This is a genomic window from Streptomyces sp. Inha503 (genome assembly GCF_047215865.1).
Classification (GTDB): Bacteria; Actinomycetota; Actinomycetes; order Streptomycetales; family Streptomycetaceae; genus Streptomyces; species Streptomyces lycopersici.
The window spans coordinates 9,160,229-9,178,858 of sequence record NZ_CP178360.1 but is presented as its reverse complement, the minus strand read 5'-3'; the positions used below and the strand labels follow the sequence as shown (position 1 = coordinate 9,178,858).

At 69.7% G+C, this 18,630-nt stretch carries 11 protein-coding genes and 1 tRNA gene; 5 read left to right on the top strand and 7 right to left on the bottom strand.

The window, feature by feature from the left end; genetic code table 11:
* Nucleotides 1–232 precede the first annotated feature (232 nt).
* On the top strand, nt 233–3,283 hold the full coding sequence (locus ACJX2R_RS38900; protein ID WP_413103907.1) for a tetratricopeptide repeat protein: 3,051 nt from the start codon (nt 233–235) through the stop codon (nt 3,281–3,283).
* A gap of 803 nt (nt 3,284–4,086) precedes the next feature.
* Here ACJX2R_RS38900 and ACJX2R_RS38895 read toward each other — a convergent pair.
* The 4 genes from ACJX2R_RS38895 to sucC form a co-directional block, all read right to left on the bottom strand.
* Nucleotides 4,087–4,171: transfer RNA gene (locus ACJX2R_RS38895), tRNA-Leu, on the bottom strand.
* Between the two features lie 134 nt (nt 4,172–4,305).
* Complete coding sequence (locus tag ACJX2R_RS38890; protein ID WP_413103906.1) at nt 4,306–5,850, bottom strand: aldehyde dehydrogenase family protein; 1,545 nt, start codon at nt 5,848–5,850, stop codon at nt 4,306–4,308.
* A gap of 196 nt (nt 5,851–6,046) precedes the next feature.
* Nucleotides 6,047–6,943 carry a succinate--CoA ligase subunit alpha gene (gene sucD / locus ACJX2R_RS38885; RefSeq protein ID WP_413103905.1) on the bottom strand — a complete coding sequence of 299 codons (897 nt, stop codon included), beginning with the start codon at nt 6,941–6,943 and terminating at the stop codon, nt 6,047–6,049.
* Nucleotides 6,944–6,956: 13 nt separating this feature from the next.
* Complete coding sequence (gene sucC / locus ACJX2R_RS38880) at nt 6,957–8,180, bottom strand: ADP-forming succinate--CoA ligase subunit beta (protein WP_413103904.1); 1,224 nt, start codon at nt 8,178–8,180, stop codon at nt 6,957–6,959.
* Between the two features lie 213 nt (nt 8,181–8,393).
* Between sucC and ACJX2R_RS38875 the strand changes: the two genes are divergently transcribed.
* The 4 genes from ACJX2R_RS38875 to ACJX2R_RS38860 all read left to right on the top strand — a co-directional run bounded on the left by ACJX2R_RS38875 (nt 8,394) and on the right by ACJX2R_RS38860 (nt 14,942).
* Nucleotides 8,394–10,076: a thiamine pyrophosphate-binding protein gene (locus ACJX2R_RS38875; RefSeq protein ID WP_413103903.1), complete on the top strand. Its 1,683-nt coding sequence runs from the start codon at nt 8,394–8,396 to the stop codon at nt 10,074–10,076.
* 12 nt (nt 10,077–10,088) lie between these two features.
* The gene (gene frc, locus ACJX2R_RS38870) at nt 10,089–11,336 is read left to right on the top strand and encodes a formyl-CoA transferase (RefSeq protein ID WP_262704026.1); all 1,248 of its coding nucleotides are present in this window, start codon (nt 10,089–10,091) and stop codon (nt 11,334–11,336) included.
* 2 nt (nt 11,337–11,338) lie between these two features.
* Entirely contained in the window at nt 11,339–13,474 is a 2,136-nt protein-coding gene (locus tag ACJX2R_RS38865) for an acetate--CoA ligase family protein (protein ID WP_413103902.1), read from the top strand.
* Nucleotides 13,475–13,550: 76 nt separating this feature from the next.
* Nucleotides 13,551–14,942, top strand: a complete 1,392-nt coding sequence (locus tag ACJX2R_RS38860; protein ID WP_413103901.1) for an OFA family MFS transporter — start codon at nt 13,551–13,553, stop codon at nt 14,940–14,942.
* Nucleotides 14,943–14,981: 39 nt separating this feature from the next.
* Here ACJX2R_RS38860 and ACJX2R_RS38855 read toward each other — a convergent pair whose 3' ends face one another.
* The 3 genes from ACJX2R_RS38855 to eboE are packed head-to-tail and all read right to left on the bottom strand — an operon-like array spanning nt 14,982 to nt 18,621.
* Nucleotides 14,982–16,028 carry a sugar phosphate isomerase/epimerase family protein gene (locus ACJX2R_RS38855; protein WP_413103900.1) on the bottom strand — a complete coding sequence of 349 codons (1,047 nt, stop codon included), beginning with the start codon at nt 16,026–16,028 and terminating at the stop codon, nt 14,982–14,984.
* Nucleotides 16,025–17,446: an alkaline phosphatase family protein gene (locus ACJX2R_RS38850; protein ID WP_413103899.1), complete on the bottom strand. Its 1,422-nt coding sequence runs from the start codon at nt 17,444–17,446 to the stop codon at nt 16,025–16,027. Before ACJX2R_RS38850 ends, ACJX2R_RS38855 begins: the two co-directional genes overlap by 4 nt.
* The gene (gene eboE / locus ACJX2R_RS38845) at nt 17,443–18,621 is read right to left on the bottom strand and encodes a metabolite traffic protein EboE (RefSeq protein ID WP_413103898.1); all 1,179 of its coding nucleotides are present in this window, start codon (nt 18,619–18,621) and stop codon (nt 17,443–17,445) included. Before eboE ends, ACJX2R_RS38850 begins: the two co-directional genes overlap by 4 nt.
* Between the last annotated feature and the right edge of the window lie 9 nt (nt 18,622–18,630).

Here is an 18,630-nt window from a genome sequence, read left to right as displayed (position 1 = left end):
TTCCCTCACGCGTCTCCCTCTTGACCTCGCCTACTCATCATGACGGTCATGCTGCACACAGCGGAGTTCGCATACAGCCACTCCCCGGTCACTGCTTTCCCGGCGAGTGAAGCTTCGCTCAGCCGTTCACCGGCAGGGCAATTTCGGACCTCCTGCTAACTAGTCATGGTCATGACCATCCTTCCGTGTCATTCTGACATGGGAGAAGTGCCCTATCGGCGGGAGGTCACTGGTGGACCTTCGCATACAGCTGCTGGGCGCAGTCGGATTGCGAGCAGGAGAAGAGCACAGCCCGCCCGGAACGCCCAAGGAGGGGCTGACCCTTGCCGCGCTGGCCTGGGACGCCGGCCGGGCAGTGAGCATGGACACGCTCGTTCACCGTGTCTGGGACGAGCACCCGCCGGCCAAACCGCGTGAGGCTCTGTATGCGCACATCTCCCGCATCCGCAAGGCGCTGTCCGCGCTTGCCGGTCCACATGCCCCCACGGTGATCAGTCGCACGCACACCTACCGGCTCGAGGTGGACCCGGACATCGTGGACCTGCGCCGCTATCTCACCCTTCTCGATGAGGGCCGCTGGCTGGCTGACAGCGGCAGCGATCGTGAAGCGCTGGAGGCGTTACAGGAAGCCGTTCAACTATGGGGCGGGGAGCCTCTGGCCGGATTGCCCGGGGCCTGGGCCGCTCACCTGCGCAGCTTGGCCGAGGAAAGGAATCTGGCCACCGGGCTGCTACGCGCCGACATCGCGCTGAGGCTCGAACATTACCCTGAAGCCGTCGTCGGCCTGCAGCACCTTGCTGAGCGAAACCCGACAGATGAGACCCTCATCGGGCGACTTGCCCTCGCACTCCACGGAAGCGGCCGAACCGATGCCGCGGCACGCTTACTACAGCGCACACGGCTCCACCTGCTGCGGGAGTCAGGCACCGACCCGGGCGACGAGTTCGTGCACATCCACCGTGGCATTCTGGCCCGCACACCGGTCAACGTACTGCTGCCCCGCACAGCGGCCTCCCCCGGCAGCACCCTCGCACCCACCCCCGACACTCTTCCACCCGACGTGCCCTGGGTAGGGCGACAAGCTGAAGTCGACCAGCTAATCCGCGCGTTAACCAATACGGCAGGGACGAGCACAGTGCCATTCACCGCAGCTGCGGTCACCGGCATGCCGGGTTCCGGAAAGACCGCTCTGGCTATTCATGCCGCACATCAGATGCGCGATCATTTCCCCGACGGACGACTGTTCGTAGACTTACGCGGTCACGCTCCCTTCCAGCCTCCCCTGACCTCCGCCGAGGCACTCGGAGAACTCCTGCGCCGCCTCGGCACACCTTCAGCCACGCTTCCCCAAGACCTCCCCGGACTGGTCGCGCTGTGGCGCACAGCAGCCCGCAACCGCCGCTTCATCGCCCTCCTGGACGATGCCGCCGGCGCCGAGCAGATCACCCCCCTACTGCCTGGGGACTCCGCTGCAGCGATCATCGTCACCAGTCGCCAACAGCTGACCAGTCTCCCTAGCGCCCACCATGTCGCACTGGGCCCGCTGACCCGTGCGGATTCCGTCGCGCTTCTCCAGCTCATACTGGGTGAAGAGCGAGCCCCCAGCACGGCGGAAGCAGCCGCACTGGCCCGATTATGCGGAGACCTTCCCCTCGCTCTGGCCATCACCACAAGACGCCTACTCGCCCGCCCTTCCTGGAGCATTTCCGACCTCGTGGAACGCTTCGACCTCGCGAGTGGACGGTTGCCTGAACTCCGAGACAGCCACTACGCCATGGCCCAAGCGTTCGACATTAGCTACCGTACGCTCACCCCCACACAACAAAAGGTCTTCCGCCGCATCGGCCTGCACATCGGCATCGAGTTCGGCCCAGAAGCCGCCGCAGCGCTTACCGACCTTCCTCTTGGGGAGACTGAGCGTGTCTTAGAAGATTTCCTCTCCACTAATTTAATCTCGGAGCCGGCTCCGCATCGCTATCGGCTCCATGACCTCCTGCGCGAATACGCCTCCACTCTGGCCCAAGGCGACGCACAGACTGACAACCAGCACGCTCTTCAGCGTCTCCTCGACCACTATCTGCACAGCGCCGACCAGGCAGACCGCCGCGCCTATCCTCATCGTCTCCGTATCCCCCTGACCGATCCCCCTACCGCACCAGCACGGCATGCCACTGACCCTCACCAGTGGTTCACCACCGAGGGGCCGAACCTCCTGGCTGCCTTGGAGTACATCCGCGCCCACGGCTCACCGCACCAACTCGCCCTCCTCGCCCACACACTGGCTGGGTTTCTGGGCAGCGAAGGCTATCTGCGTACAGCAGCTCCGATCCTGAGGGCAGCGGTCACCCACTGGCAGAACACGAGCGATCAACAGGCCCACGGCCGGGCTTTGATCGACCTCAGCGGTATCTGCGCCAACGTCGGCAGCTACCAAGAGGCGATCCACAGCGCCCAGAAGGCTCTGGAGCTGGCCCGGAGAGCGCATGACGAAGACCTCGAGGCCGAAGCCCTCCACCAGCTGTCCATCTCCTACTGGCACACCGCACAGCACACGGAGGCATTTCGCCAACAGCAGCGCGCACTGCGCATCCGGTTGCAAAAGACCGATCGGCTTCAACAGGGTAGGAGCTTCAATCTTCTGGGCATGCTCAGTCTCCGTCTCGAGCGGCACAAGGACGCGCTCAAGTACTTCCTCGAGGGCCTGGCCCGATTCCGTGATGTCGACGATCGACGAGGCCAATTCATCGCGCTCAATAATCTTGCCGAGCTATACAAGGAAGCGGGCAGCCTGGAAAACGCCATCAGCGCCTACCGGCAATCGATCAATATTGCACAAACGCTGGGCAGCACGGGCCAGCACGCCATGCTCCAGATGAATCTGGCGGACACTCTGCGGGCACACGGCAGACCGCAGGAAGCCCTTGCCTTATACAATAGAAGCCTACCTGTACTACGCAGTACCGGCGACCGCCGTAGCGAGGCCATCGCCCGTAACGGTCTTGGGCGCGCCCTTCACGCCACCGGCCGCAGCGAACAGGCCCTTCCCCATCACGCCGCCGCACTGGCCATAGCCCGCACGATCCACGCAGCCCTCGAGGAATGCCAGGCTCTCCGGGCACTAGGCGAAGCCGAACACGCCACCGGACGACTCACTCAGGCCCGCGCCCACCTGACAGCCAGCCTCGCCCTCAGCAAGCAGCTCAACGCCCCGTCCGAAGAAGCCGCAATCCTCGCGGCACTGGCCGACACACGACAAGGGCACAGCCTCTCCGACGGAACGTAGCCCGCCTTGCATGGGGGTGTCAGTCATCACCGCCACCCGAACATCCTGGTCAGGATGCCTATGAGGCGACAGGCCAGTTGACGCATAAACGAAGTGCGGCTTGCGGGAGACCTCCGTTCCATGATCGAATAGGTGAGCCAAGTTCGTGGATCCCAAGGAGAGGCGCACGTGCGTCTAATGATCACCTTTGTGGCCCTAGTGTGTATTCCGTATATCGTCACTATGGCTCCGTTGACTCCGGCCACTGCCTGACCCGACGTGCCGGATGCCCCCATCTCCGGCACGTCCTTGAGCAATCCCGAACCCAGACGAGACAGGCCACTGACCGACAGCGGGCCACACACTGTGAGCTACTGAGGTTTTCGGTTCGAGGATCGACCTCATGGCGGCACCCGACCAAGAGCCCGCAGCCGCGGGCGCCCGTGTGGTCATCGCCGACTGCGATGCCAAGCTGGCCACCCACCGGGCCGCCCTCGAAACAGGCGTCGGCCCCGCTCTCGTCACACAGTGGATCTCCGAGACACAGGCCCGCCGTGCCCGAGCCGAAGCCGAACTCCGCACTGCGTCCAAGGGACCCGGCGTCAGGATGTCCCGGGATGAGATCGCTCGGCTCGTTCACTCCATCAGCGACCTGGCCGCCGTCATCCAGCAGGCCGAGGCCGAAGACAAGGCCGAGATCTACCGGCAGCTTGGCCTCCGGCTCACCTACGTCCCGGCCCAAGCGACCGTGCGCACCGCGTCACGCTCGACCCGAACAATGACAAATCCCCACGATCAACGAATGACCGTGGGGAAATGGTACGTGTCCGAGGGGGGACTTGAACCCCCACGCCCGATAAAGGGCACTAGCACCTCAAGCTAGCGCGTCTGCCATTCCGCCACCCGGACCAGGTGTGCTCCGCGGCTCGGCCGCGGCGACATGGACCACGATACCAAGGTTTCGGAGTGCGTTTCACCTGCGTATGCCGGGCGCCCACCCCCGCGCCGACCTGGTGGGACGCGGGGGTGGGCACGGAGGGTGGTCAGTCCGGCATCAGGTGGTAGTCGGGGAAGTTGCCGGGGAGGCGCTCGGGGGCCGGGCCCTCGGTGACGGCGCGGACCAGGAGGTCGCCGCCGACGAAGGCGCCGCGCCAGGAGGCGCCGAAGCCGCCGAAGAGCTCGTCGCGGTCGCCGCGGGAGCGGGGCATGCCGTGGCCGGTCTTGAAGGCGCGGATCTGGGGGGCCAGGCGGTCGTAGGTGGCGGGGTCGTCGCAGGAGAGGGTGGCGACGAGGGCGCCGTTGCTGGCGTTCATGGCGGCGAGCAGTTCGGCCTCGGTGTCGACCAGGACGAGGGTGTCGACCGGGCCGAAGGGCTCGGCGTGGTGGAGCGGGGAGGTCGAGGGCGGATTGAGGAGGGTGACGGGGGCCGCGTAGGCGGAGAGGTCCTGGCCGGGGAGGAAGTGGCCGTCGGCGAGGTCGCCGCGGTGGAGCGGGACGGCGCCGCGGTCGATGGCCTCGGACACCTGGTCGGCGAGCTCCTTGGCCTTGGCCGCGTTGATCAGCGGGCCGAAGTCCAGGTCGGGGAGGGGGTCGGAGGGGTTCTCCACCGCGAGGGGGTGGCCCACGCGGATGGACCGTACCGCCGGGAGGTAGACGGAGAGGAAGGCGTCGAAGGACGAGCGCTGGACGACGAAGCGCGGATAGGCGGTGCAGCGCTGCTTGCCGTAGTCGAAGGTCTTGCGGATCAACGGGGCGAGGGCGTCCCAGTCGGTGAAGTTCCAGATGCCCCAGGCGTTGAGCCCCTCCTGCTCGAGGATGTGGCGCTTGCCGAGGTCGGCGACGGCGGTGGCCACCCGGGCGCCGGTGTCGCGGCCGCCGACGAAGGAGACGCAGCCGATCTCGGGCGAGCGGACCAGCGCCTCGGAGAGCTCACCGCCGCTGCCGCTGAGGAGGGTGACCGGGATGCCCTCGCGGGCGGCGAGCGCGCAGGCGAGGGTGAGGCAGGCCAGCCCGCCGTCGGTGGGTGTCTTGGCGATGACGGCGTTGCCGGCCAGCGCCTGGACGAGCATGGCGTGGGCGAGGACGCTCATCGGGTAGTTCCAGCTGGCGATGTTGGAGACCGGGCCGGGCAGCGGGGTGCGGCCCTCGGCCATGCGGTCGATCTCGTCGACGTACCAGCGGACGCCGTCGATGGCCCGGTCCACATCGGCCTGGGCCAGCCGCCAGGGCTTGCCGATCTCCCAGACCAGGAGCAGGGCGAGCAGTCCGCGGTGTTCGCAGAGCGCGTCGAGAGTGGCGGCCACCCGCGCCCGGCGCTCCGCGAGTGCGATGTGGCGCCAGCCGCGGTGCTGGTCCAGGGAGGCGCGTACGGCCTGGTGGGCGGTGGTGGCGTCCAGCCGTGGCGGGCCCGCGATGGGGGTGCCGTCCACGGGGGTGGCGGCGGGGAGGGCCCGGCCGTCGCGGTGCCAGGTGCCGTCCCAGAGGTTGAGGACTCGGTCGTCCTGGAACGCCTCGGGGGCGACGGCCAGGCAGCGCTGCCAGGCGTCGCTCCAGGCGGTTCCGGGCTTGAGGGTGAGGGTGGGTGCCATCGGTGATCTCCGCTCTCGTTGCACAGGCGGGGCGGGATGTGGCGGGCCGTACGACAGGGACGCGCGTACGGCATGGGGTGTGCGTACGGCATGGGGCGTGCGTACGACGCCCGTACCGCATGGGTGTGCGTACGGGGAGGAAGGTAGTGGCACGGAGCGTGACCGTGACCCGGTCGCGGACCGGGTATGGCTCACATCACGCGAGGTGGCCGGGTGTTTCGGCCAGAAGGGCCGATACCAGCCCGGCGGTCTCGGTGGGGGTCGCTCCCACGCGCACGCCCGCCGCCTCCAGCGCCGCCTTCTTGGCCGCCGCGGTGCCCGAGGAGCCGGAGACGATGGCGCCCGCGTGGCCCATCGTCCTGCCCTCGGGGGCGGTGAAGCCCGCGATGTAGCCGACGACCGGTTTGGTGACGCGGTCGGCGATGTACCGCGCGGCCCGCTCCTCCGCGTCGCCGCCGATCTCCCCGATCATCACGATCAGGTCGGTGTCGGGGTCGGCCTCGAAGGCGGCCAGGGCATCGATGTGGGTGGTGCCGATGACCGGGTCGCCGCCGATGCCCACACAGGTGGAGAAGCCGATGTCGCGCAGCTCGTACATGAGTTGGTAGGTGAGGGTGCCGGACTTGGACACCAGCCCGATCCGGCCCGGCTTGGTGATGTCGGCGGGGATGATCCCGGCGTTGGACTGGCCCGGGGAGATCAGCCCGGGGCAGTTCGGACCGATGACCCTGGTGGCGCGGGCCCGGGCGTACGCCTGGAAGGCCACCGCGTCATGGACCGGGATGCCCTCGGTGATGACGACGGCGAGCGGGATCCGGGCGTCGGCGGCCTCGGTGACGGCGGCCTCGGCGTGGGGCGGCGGGACGAAGAGGACGCTCACATCGGCGCCGGTGGTCTCCATGGCCTCGTGTACGGAGCCGAAGACGGGGACCGTACGGCCGTCGATGCCGACCCGGGTCCCGGCCTTGCGCGGATTGACACCGCCGACCACATCGGTGCCCGCGGCGAGCATCCGCCGGGTGTGCTTCATGCCTTCCGCGCCGGTCATGCCCTGGACGATGACCTTGCTGTCCTTGGTGAGGAAGATGGCCATGCGAGGAGCCCCCTTATGCGGCTGATGCGTCGGACGTGTCGGACGTGCCGGACGCGGCAGACGTGCCCGTCGCGGCGGACATGCCGGACGCGGCAGACGTGCCCGTCGCGTCGGTCGCGGCGAGTTCTGCGGCGCGCGCGGCGGCGCCGTCCATGGTGTCGGCCTGGTGGACGAGTGGATGAGCCAATTGGCCAAGGATGGCCCGGCCACGTGCGGCGTTGTTGCCGTCGAGCCGGACCACCAGGGGTTTGGTGAGGGTCACGGTGTCCAGGGCGCGCACGATGCCGTCGGCCACCGCGTCACAGGCGGTGATGCCACCGAAGACATTGACCAGGACGGAGCGCACATCCGGGTCGTCCAGGACGAGGGAGAGACCGTCGGCCATCACCTGGGCGGAGGCGCCGCCGCCGATGTCGAGGAAGTCGGCGGGGCGCGCGCCGCAGCCCGCGACGACGTCCAGGGTGGACATCACCAGGCCCGCGCCGTTGCCGATGACGCCCACCTGGCCGTCCAGCTTCACATAGCCGAGCCCGGCGGCCGCGGCACGGGCCTCCAGCGGGTCCCGGGCACGGTCGTCGGCGTCGTCCCATGACCGCTGCCGGAAGCGGGCGTTGTCATCCAGGGTGACCTTTCCGTCCAGGGCCACGATGGCGCCGTCGCGGGTCACCACCAGCGGGTTGACCTCGACCAGGAGGGCGTCGTGCGCGGTCAGGACGGTCCACAGCCGGCGGATGGTCCCGGTCGTCTCGCGCGGCAGCCCCCCGGCGACGGCGATCTCGGCGGCCTTCGCCTCGGTCACCCCCTCGGCCGGGTCGACGGCGATACGGGCCACCGCCTCGGGGCGGCGCGCCGCGACCTCCTCGATCTCCATACCGCCCTCGGCGGAGGCGATGGCCAGGAAGCGGCCCGCGGCCCGGTCCAGGGTGAAGCCGAGGTACATCTCCCGCGCCACCTCGACGGGTTCGGCCACCATCACCCGGTGGACGGTGTGGCCCTTGATGTCCATGCCGAGGATCCGGCGTGCGGTCAGCTCGGCCGCGGCCGGGTCGTCGGCGAGCTTCACCCCGCCCGCCTTGCCCCGGCCCCCGGTCTTCACCTGGGCCTTGATGACGACGCGTCCGCCGAGCCGTTCGGCGGCGGCGCGGGCGGCCTCGGCCGTGTCCACGACCTCCGCCCTCGGCACCAAGACACCGCTGTCATGAAGGAGTTCCCGTGCCTGATGTTCGTACAGGTCCATTGCCAGCTCCCTGTGCTCCCTGATGGCCCGTCAACAACGCTTGATCCAGCGCTGGTTCGAACGAGTGGCGCACGCCCCCTGGACATCGCTCGGCCGATGGTGGGATAACAAAGTTCATACAGGATAACGTCGACTGTATGCAATCCAGGTCGGCCGGATCCACGATCCATCCGCGAGGCAGCACCGACCCCCTACGAAGGGACGCGATTCGCCATGCCCGACGACAGTCAGGACCTCATCTCCGGCGGGCACTTGGTCGCCAAAGCACTCAAGGCAGAAGGCGTCGAGGTCATCTACACCCTCTGCGGCGGCCACATCATCGACATCTACGACGGCTGCGTCGACGAGGGCATCGATGTCATCGACGTACGCCATGAACAGGTCGCCGCCCACGCCGCCGACGGCTACGCCCGGATCACCGGCAAGCCCGGCTGCGCCGTCGTCACCGCGGGACCCGGCACCACCGACGCGGTCACCGGCGTCGCCAACGCCTTCCGCGCCGAGTCACCCATGCTGCTGATCGGCGGCCAGGGCGCCCACAACCAGCACAAGATGGGCTCCCTCCAAGACCTTCCGCATGTGGACATGATGGCGCCGATCACCAAGTTCGCCGCCACCGTCCCGGACACCGCCCGCGCCGCCGACATGGTCTCCATGGCCTTCCGCGAGTGCTTCCACGGCGCCCCCGGCCCCTCCTTCCTGGAGATCCCGCGCGATGTGCTGGACGCCAAGGTGCCGGTGGACAAGGCGCGCGTCCCGCAGGCCGGGCACTACCGCGCCTCCACCCGCAGCGCAGGCGACCCCGAGTCCGTCCAGAAGCTGGCCGATCTGCTGGTCCAGGCCGAGAAGCCGGCGATCCTGCTGGGCAGTCAGGTGTGGACCACTCGCGCCACCGGTGCGGCCACCGAGCTGGTGCGCACCCTCAATGTGCCCGCGTACATGAACGGCGCGGGGCGCGGCACCCTGCCACCCGGCGATCCGCACCACTTCCAGCTCTCCCGTCGCTACGCGTTCGCAGGCGCCGACCTCATCGTCATCGTCGGCACGCCCTTCGACTTCCGGATGGGCTACGGCAAGCGGCTCTCCCCCGACGCCACCGTGGTCCAGATCGACCTCGACTACCGCACGGTCGGCAAGAACCGGGACATCGACCTCGGCATCGTGGGCGACGCGGGGCTGATCCTCTCCGCCGTCACCCAGGCCGCCTCCGGCCGCATCAATGGGGGCGCGGGCAAGCGCAAGGAGTGGCTGGACGAGCTGCGCGCCGCCGAGCAGGCGGCGATCGAGAAGCGGCTGCCCAACCTCCGGTCCGACGCCTCCCCCATCCACCCCTACCGCCTGGTCAGTGAGATCAACGACTTCCTCACCGAGGACTCGATCTACATCGGCGACGGCGGCGACATCGTCACCTTCTCCGGCCAGGTGGTCCAGCCCAAGTCGCCCGGCCACTGGATGGACCCGGGCCCGCTGGGAACGCTCGGCGTCGGCGTGCCGTTCGTGATGGCCGCCAAGCAGGCCCGCCCGGACAAGGAGGTGGTGGCGCTCTTCGGCGACGGCGCGTTCTCCCTGACCGGCTGGGACTTCGAGACACTGGTCCGCTTCGACCTGCCGTTCGTCGGCATCGTCGGCAACAACTCCTCGATGAACCAGATCCGTTACGGCCAGAAGGCCAAGTACGGCGAGGAGCGGGAGCGGGTCGGCAACACCCTCGGCGATGTGCCCTACGACCAGTTCGCGCGGATGCTCGGCGGCCACGGCGAGGAGGTCCGCGACCCGGCGGACATCGGCCCGGCGCTGCGCCGCGCCCGGGAGTCCGGCAAGCCGTCGCTGATCAACGTCTGGGTGGACCCGGACGCGTACGCCCCCGGAACCATGAACCAGACCATGTACAAGTAGGGAGGCGCCACCATGTCCCAGGCTCTCGAGGCCCATCAGGCCCTGTCGGGCATCCGCGTCCTCGACATGACGCATGTGCAGTCCGGTCCCTCCGCCACCCAGCTGCTCGCCTGGCTCGGCGCGGATGTGATCAAGCTGGAGAACGTCACCGGCGACATCACCCGCAAGCAGCTGCGCGACCTCCCGGACGTGGACTCGCTCTACTTCACGATGCTCAACTGCAACAAGCGGAGCATCACGCTGAACACCAAGAGCGAGCGCGGCAAGGAGCTCCTGACCGAGCTGATCCGCCGCAGCGACGTCCTGGTGGAGAACTTCGGTCCGGGCGCGGTGGACCGCATGGGGTTCTCCTGGGAACGCATCCAGGAGATCAACCCCCGGCTGGTCTACGCCTCGATCAAGGGGTTCGGCGACGGCCCGTACACCAAGTTCAAGGCGTACGAGGTGGTCGCGCAGGCCATGGGCGGGTCGATGTCCACGACCGGCTTCGAGGACGGCCCGCCGCTGGCCACCGGCGCCCAGATCGGCGACTCCGGCACCGGGGTGCACTGTGTGGCGGGCATCCTCGCCGCGCTCTACCAGCGCACCCACACCGGGCGCGGCCAGCGGGTCAACGTGGCGATGCAGCACGCGGTGCTCAATCTGTGCCGGGTGAAGCTGCGCGACCAGCAGCGGCTGACCCACGGCCCGCTCGCGGAGTACCCGAACGAGGACTTCGGCGACGAGGTGCCGCGCAGCGGCAACGCCAGCGGCGGCGGCCAGCCCGGCTGGGCGGTCAAGTGCGCGCCCGGCGGGCCCAACGACTACGTCTACGTCATCGTGCAGCCGGTCGGCTGGGAGCCGATCACCCGGTTGATCGGCCGCCCCGAGCTGGCCGATGACCCGGAGTGGGCCGCGCCCGAGGCGCGGCTGCCGAAGCTGGCCAAGATGTTCCAGCTGATCGAGGAGTGGTCCAGCACGCTGCCGAAGTGGGAGGTGCTGGAGCAGCTCACGGCGCACAACATCCCGTGCGGGCCGATCCTGTCCACCAAGGAGATCGTCGAGGACGCGTCGCTCGCGGCCAACGAGATGATCGTCGAGGTCGACCACCCCGAGCGCGGCTCCTTCACCACGGTCGGCTCCCCGCTGAAGCTCTCCGACTCCCCGGTCCGGGTCGAGCGCTCCCCGCTGCTGGGTGAGCACAACGAAGAGGTGTACGTCGGGGAGCTGGGGCTCGGCGACGAGGAAGTGCGGCTGCTCAAGACGAACGGAGTGATCTGACGGTGACGTATGACAACGATGCCGTGCGCGCGGTGCTGGACGCCGCCCGCGCCGAGGGGCGCACGGCGCTGACCGCCCCCGAGGGGAAACGGATCACCGACGCGTACGGTATCCCGACCCCGGCCGAGGGGCTGGCGGAGACCGCCGACGAGGCGGTGGCGCTCGCCGACCGGATCGGCTTCCCCGTCGTCCTCAAGATCGTGTCCCCGGACATCCTGCACAAGACCGACGCGGGCGGGGTCCGGGTGGGGCTGACGTCCTGCGCCGAGGTGCGGAGCGCGTTCACCACGATCGTCGACAACGCCCGTGACTACGACGCGAAGGCCCGGATCCAGGGCGTCCAGGTGCAGCAGATGATCCCGGACGGCGGGCAGGAGGTCATCGTCGGCGCCGTCACCGACCCCACCTTCGGGAAGGTGGTGGCGTTCGGGCTCGGCGGGGTGCTGGTGGAGGTGCTCAAGGACATCACCTTCCGGCTGGCCCCGGCCACGAGGGACGAGGCGCTGTCGATGCTGGACGGGATCCGCGCCGCCGAGGTGCTGCGCGGGGTGCGTGGCGGCGAGGCGGTGGACCGCGCGGCGCTCGCCGATCTGATCGTGCGGGTCTCCCGGCTGGTGGCGGACTTCCCCGAGATCACCGAGGTCGACCTCAACCCGGTGTTCGCCACCGCGAGCGGGGTGCTCGCCGCCGATGTGCGGCTGCTGATCGGGGATCCGGCCCCGCGGACGCGCCGCCGCTACTCGCGCGAGGAGATCCTGGGCTCGATGCGCCGGCTGATGAAGCCGCGCTCGGTGGCGGTGGTGGGCGCCTCCAACGAGCAGGGGAAGATCGGCAATTCGGTGATGCGCAACCTCGTCGACGGCGGCTTCCCCGGCGAGATCCACCCGGTGAACCCCAAGGCCGACGACATCCTGGGCCGCAAGGCGTACAAGACCGTCACGGACGTCCCCGGCGAGGTGGACGTGGCCGTCTTCGCGATCCCCGCGAAGTTCGTGCCCGCCGCGCTGGAGGAGGTCGGCCGCAAGGGCATCCCGAACGCGGTGCTGATCCCGTCCGGCTTCGCCGAGACCGGTGAACACGAGCTCCAGGACCGGATCGTGGCCATCGCCGAGGAGCACGGGGTGCGGCTGCTGGGGCCCAACATCTACGGCTACTACTCCACCTGGCAGGATCTGTGCGCCACGTTCTGCACCCCGTACGACGTCAAGGGGCCGGTGGCGCTCACCTCGCAGTCCGGTGGCATCGGGATGGCCATCCTCGGCTTCGCCCGGACGACGAAGACCGGTGTCTCGGCCATCGTCGGCCTCGGCAACAAGTCGGACCTGGACGAGGACGACCTGCTGACCTGGTTCGGTGAGGACGACCGCACCCAGTGCATCGCGATGCACCTGGAAGACCTCAAGGACGGCCGGGCCTTCGTGGAGGCGGCACGGGCCACGGTGCCCCGGAAGCCGGTGGTGGTCCTCAAGGCGGGCCGTACGGCGGCGGGCGCCAGGGCCGCCGGGTCCCACACCGGCGCGCTGGCCGGGGACGACGCGGTCTACGACGACATCCTGCGGCAGGCCGGGGTGATCCGGGCGCCGGGCCTGAACGAGATGCTGGAGTACGCGCGGGCGCTGCCCGTGCTGCCCGCGCCCCAGGGTGACAACGTCGTCATCATCACCGGCGCCGGGGGCTCGGGGGTGCTGCTGTCGGACGCGATCGTCGACAACGGGCTGTCCCTGATGGAGATCCCCGAGGATCTGGACGCCGCCTTCCGCCGCTTCATCCCGCCGTTCGGCGCGGCCGGGAACCCGGTGGACATCACCGGCGGCGAACCGCCGTCCACCTACGAGGCGACCATCCGGCTGGGCCTGGAGGATCCGCGGATCCACGCCCTGGTCCTGGGCTACTGGCACACCATCGTCACCCCGCCGATGGTGTTCGCCGAGCTGACCGCGCGGGTCGTCGAGGAGTTCCGCGCCCGGGGCATCGCCAAGCCGGTGGTGGCCTCGCTCGCGGGCGACACCGAGGTCGAGGAGGCGTGCGCGTACCTCTTCGAGCGCGGGGTCGTGGCCTATCCGTACACCACCGAGAAGCCGGTGGCCGTCCTGGGCGCCAAGTACCGCTGGGCCAGGTCGGCGGGGTTGCTCAGCTAAGCACCCACGTTTCCCGGAGCACGAAGAGTTTGGACAGGGGGCGCTGGCCGGGTTCCTTCGAAGCCAAGGGGACGACATGAGCACAGCAGAACAGCCGGAGGGGGTCCTCCCCTTCCGTGAAGTGCAGGACAGCAAGGGACGTACGTATCGCATCGGCGAGACCGACCGCGACATCCTGGGCCACAGCCGGAAGCTGATGGTCTATCTGCCGTGGATCGCGATGATGGCCATCAGCGTGTCCGAGTACGCGTACGGCTCGGCGGAGGACACGCTCTCGGAGGCGCACGGCTGGACCCAGAGCAACACCTTCTGGATCCTCAGCGTCTGGGTGTTCTTCCAGGCGGGCATCGCCTTCCCGGCCGGATGGCTGCGGGAGAAGGGGATCCTGACCGCCCGCAGGGCGATGTTGCTGGGCGCGGGGCTGTGTCTGATCGGCTTCCTGGCCCTCTCGCACGTTGACAACGTGTTCATGGCGATCGTCGGCTTCGGTGTGATCGGCGGTCTCGGCTCCGGGTTCGTCTACGCCACCTGCATCAATATGGTGGGCAAGTGGTTCCCGGAGCGGCGCGGGGCCAAGACGGGGTTCGTCAACGGAGGGTTCGCCTACGGCGCGCTGCCATTCATCTTCATCTTCAACTACTGGTTCGACACCGGGAACTTCGACGAGGTCCTGGACCTCATCGGGGTCTATGTGCTGATCGTCGTGGCGGTCTGCGCCTGGTTCTTCAAGGACCCGCCGAAGAACTGGTGGCCCGCCGACATCGACCCGCTGAGCTACAGCGGCAACGCCAAGAGCGCCACGAGCCTGGCGAAGAACCCGCCGGCGGTGCGGCAGTACACGCCCAAGGAGGCCATCAGGACCGGGATGCTGCCGCTGATGTGGTTCTCCCTGGTGCTCACCGCGGGAGTGTCCATATTCGGCATCTCCTTCCAGGTCGACTACGCCAAGGAGGTGGGCTTCGGCCCGCTGGTGGCGGCCTCGTCCATGGGCATCATGTCCGTCATCAACGGTGTCGGACGCGCCGTGGTGGGCTGGCTCTCGGACCTGTGGGGCCGGAAGACGACGCTGGTCTTCGTCATCGTGGTGCTGGGCCTCGCCCAGTTCGGGGTGATCTGGGCCGGCAACATCCACAACGAGGTGCTGTTCCTCTTCTTCGCCTTCCTCTCCGGATTCGGCGGTGGCGCCTTCTACCCGATGTTCGCGGCGCTGACCCCGGACTACTTCGGGGAGAACTACAACGCCACCAACTACGGCCTGGTGTACAGCGGAAAGCTGATCAGCGGGCTGTTCGGCGGCGGCCTCGGCTCGATGGTGGTCGACTCCTGGGGCTACGACGGCGCGTACGCGCTCGCCGGAGGCATCTCCATGGTGGCGGCAGCGGTGGCCCTGCTGCTGCGGCAGCCCGGCCGGCCGCGGATCCGGGGCATCGCCCCGAACCCGCAGCCGATCAGCCGCGAGGCGGTCTAGCGGCGCGAGGCCGTCCGGCCCGGCCGCGAGTGCCCTCGCTCAGCCCCGTCCGCCGCACCGCAACGACCGCAGATAGCGGGCGGAGCGGCGGGCGGTGGTGAGCGAATCGGCGGGCTGGTCGTGCTCCACCATCCAGTGGTGGTCACGCCGCCCGCCATGGGTCTTGCCCACCGCGCTCAGGAAGCGGCGGTAGTCGATGTCACCGTCCCCGACGTCCACCATCCGGTAGCCGTCGGGGACGGTTTCGTCGTGCTCCCCGTCCTTGACGTGGAAGAGCGGATAGCGGTGCGGGGCCCGCAGGACGTAGGTCAGCGGCTCGAAGGGCGCCGGGGAGCCGTCGGCCTTCTTCCCGAAGCGGTACTGGGCCACATACGCCCAGTAGATGTCCATCTCCAGGTGGACCAGCTCGGGGTCGGTCTCGGCGAGCAGCACGTCGTAGAGGCGGACGTCCGGCCGGTCGGTGGCGAAGGAGAACTCCTCGGCGTGGTTGTGCTGGTAGAACTTCATCCCGCGCGCCCTGGCCGCCGCGCCGTAGGTGTTGAACTCCTCCGCGCAGCGCTTCCAGCCGTCGACCGTGGAGCCGTAGCGCCAGGGCCCCGACGCGGTGCCCACATGCGGCAGGCCGAGCGCCTCGGCGTCGTCGAGCACCTGGGTGAGGTTGGTGGCGAAGGTGTACGCCTTCGGGTCGTCGGAGTAGTAGCCGACGTGGCTGCCGATCCCGCGCAGCCCGTTGTCCCGCATCAGCCGCTTGAGCTGCTTGAGGGTGATGTCGCCGGTGCCCTGGGTGTAGCCGGCGAACTCCACCTGGTCGTAGCCGTACCGGGCCAGTTCCTCGAAGACATCGGCGAAGCCGATGGACTGCACCTGGTCGCGGAGGGTGTAGAGCTGGATGCCGAGGTGGCCGCGGGGCACCAGCGGGCCGCCCCGGCCGTTCTGGGCCGACGCGGCGGTGGTGGTGCCCGTCTGGGCGGCCGCGGCGGTGCCGGTGCCGAGCAGACCGGCGGCCGTGGCGCCCGCGGCGACGCCGAGGAATCTGCGGCGGCGGAGGGTCTCGGCGAGTTCGGGGTTGTCCTGGGCCCTCTTCACGGGGTGTCTCCTTCGGTTGCGTTCGTCAGGCCGGCGAGGCGGAGGAGCAGGTTCTTGACGTCGGTGGCGGCCACTTGGCCGTTCACCGCGCCGGGCTGGGAGCAGAGGAGGACGGGTCCGTCCTCCTCGCGGTCCGGGAGGCGGCCGTGGCTGCCGCGCACCGGGGACGGATCGAGCGGGACGACGGCCATGCGGTACCGCATCCCCGTCTTCTTGCGGGCCAGCGCGGTGGCGGCCCGCACCCGCACATAGGGGTCCTTGGGGTCCATGAACAGCTCGGCCGGGTCATAGCCGGGCTTGCGGTGGATCTCCACCAGCTGGGCGAAGTCGGGGGCGCGGGAGTCGTCGAGCCAGTAGTAGTACGTGAACCAGGCGTCCGGCGCGGCCACCGCGACCAGTTCCCCGGAGCGGGGGTGGTCCAGGCCGTGGGCCTTCTTGCCCTCGTCGTCGAGGAGTTCGGCGATGCCGGGCAGCCCGGCCAGGGCGGCGCGGGTGGCGTCCAGGTCCTCCGCGCGGCGCACATACACATGGGCGAGCTGGTGGTCGGCGACCGCGAAGGCGCGGGAGGCGCCGGGGTCCAGGTACTCCATGCCGTCCTGGGTGTGCACCTCCAGCAGCCCGGCGCGGCGCAGCGCCCGGTTGATGTCCACCGGCCGGGAGACCCGGGTGATCCCGTACTCGGACAGCGCCACGACGGTACGGCCACGGGCGGTGGCGTCGTCGAGCAGCGGGCCGAGGGCGGTGTCGAGTTCGGCGGCGGCGGAGTGGGCGCGGGGGTCGTCCGGGCCGTACCGCTGGAGGTCGTAGTCCAGGTGTGGAAGGTAGGTGAGCACCAGATCGGTGGGGCTGGTGCGCAGGATGTGACGGGTGGCGTCGATGATCCACTGCGAGGAGACCAGATCGGCGCCCGGCCCCCAGAAGTGGAAGAGGGGGAAGGTGCCGAGCTTCGCGGCGAGTTCGTCGTGCAGGGCGGGGGGCCGGGTGTAGCAGTCCGGCTCCTTGCGGCCGTCGGCGTAGTAGACGGGGCGCGGGGTGACGGTGATGTCGGTGTCCGAGCCCATCGCGTACCACCAGCAGACGTTGGCCACGGTGTAGCCCGGGTGGGCGCGGCGGGCGGCGTCCCACAGCTTGTCGCCGCCTACCAGGCCGTTGTGCTGCCGCCACAGCAGCACCTCGCCCATCTCGCGGAAGTACCAGCCGTTGCCGACGATGCCGTGCTCGGCGGGGGTGGTGCCGGTGAGGAACGTGGACTGGGCGGCGCAGGTGACGGCGGGCAGCACGGTGCCCAGCGCGGCCCGGGAGCCGGAGCGGCCGAGCGCCTTGAGACGGGGCATGTGGTCAAGCAGCCGGGGGGTGAGCCCGACGACGTCCAGAACGAGAAGCGGGGTCGGGCCGCTCCCGTGGCTCGGGGCGCTCATGGCAGCTCCTTGAGGCCGAGGTCGGTCAGCAGGTCGCGGGCGAGGGCGAGTTCGGCGGCGATGCCGTCGGCGAGCCGGTCGCGGGTGCGTGGGCGCAGCTCGGGCGGGAGCGCCTGCCAGGTGTAGGTCTCCACTTCGAGGTGGCGGGTCAGCGGGGCGGGCCCGCCGACGAGACGGGCCAGGGCGTCGGCGAGCACCGGGAGGGTGGAGGTCAGCGGGGGCTCGGGCGGGGCGTGCAGCGGTACGTGGAAGTGGGACCGCCAGGGCGTGGTGTCCGCAAGACCGCCGGCGAGCGCCTGGTCGAGGTCGTCGGTGCCGGTGACGCCGCCCTCGGGGGCCCGGGTGCGGGTCTGGTGGAGGAATCGGGGCTCGGCGAAGGCCGCGAGGGCCTTCCGTACGGCGGGCCGCCCCGGGTCCTCGGCGTGCAGCGCGGCGGACAGCTGCGCCTTGACGACCGGGACCCCGGCGGCGGTGAGCGCGCCTGTGGCCGTGTGCGGATCCTCGAACTGCGTCGCCAGATGGCAGGTGTCCAGGCAGACCCCGATGCGGTCCAGGGGCGGGCCGCCGGGTGCGGTGAGCGCCTCGATGGCCTGCGCGGTGGTCTCGACGGTGCAGCCGGGCTCGGGCTCCAGGCCGATGCGGACGGACCGGCCGGTGAGCTCCTGGATGGCGTCGAGCCGTTGGGCGAGGGTGGTGAGGTGGCGGCGGGCGGCGCGGGCGGCGTCGGCGTCGAAGGGGGCGCGCCAGGCGAGCGGCAGGGTGGAGACGGAGCCGTCGGTGATGTCGTCGGGGAGCAGCGCGGCCAGCAGCCGGGCCAGGTGGGTGGTGTGCTCCAGCCGCTCCGGGTCGGTCCAGTCGGGCTTGTAGACGCGGTACTTGACCTCCTGGGCGCCGAACCCCTCGTACGGAAAGCCGTTGAGGGTGACGACCTCCAGGCCGCGGGTGTCCAGCGCGGTGCGCAGCCTGCGCAGTTCGGCGGGGTCGGCGCTCAGGGTGCGGGCGGCGTCGCGGGCCAGCCACAGGCCGATGCCGAGCCGGTCGCGGCCCAGGCGGCGGCGTACCGGTTCGCAGTGCAGCCGGAGCTGCTCCACGACGCCGTCGAGGTCTTCCGCGGGGTGGACGTTGGTGCAGTAGGCGAGGTGGACGGTGGAGCCGTCGGGGTGGCGGAAGCGCATGGGGTCCTC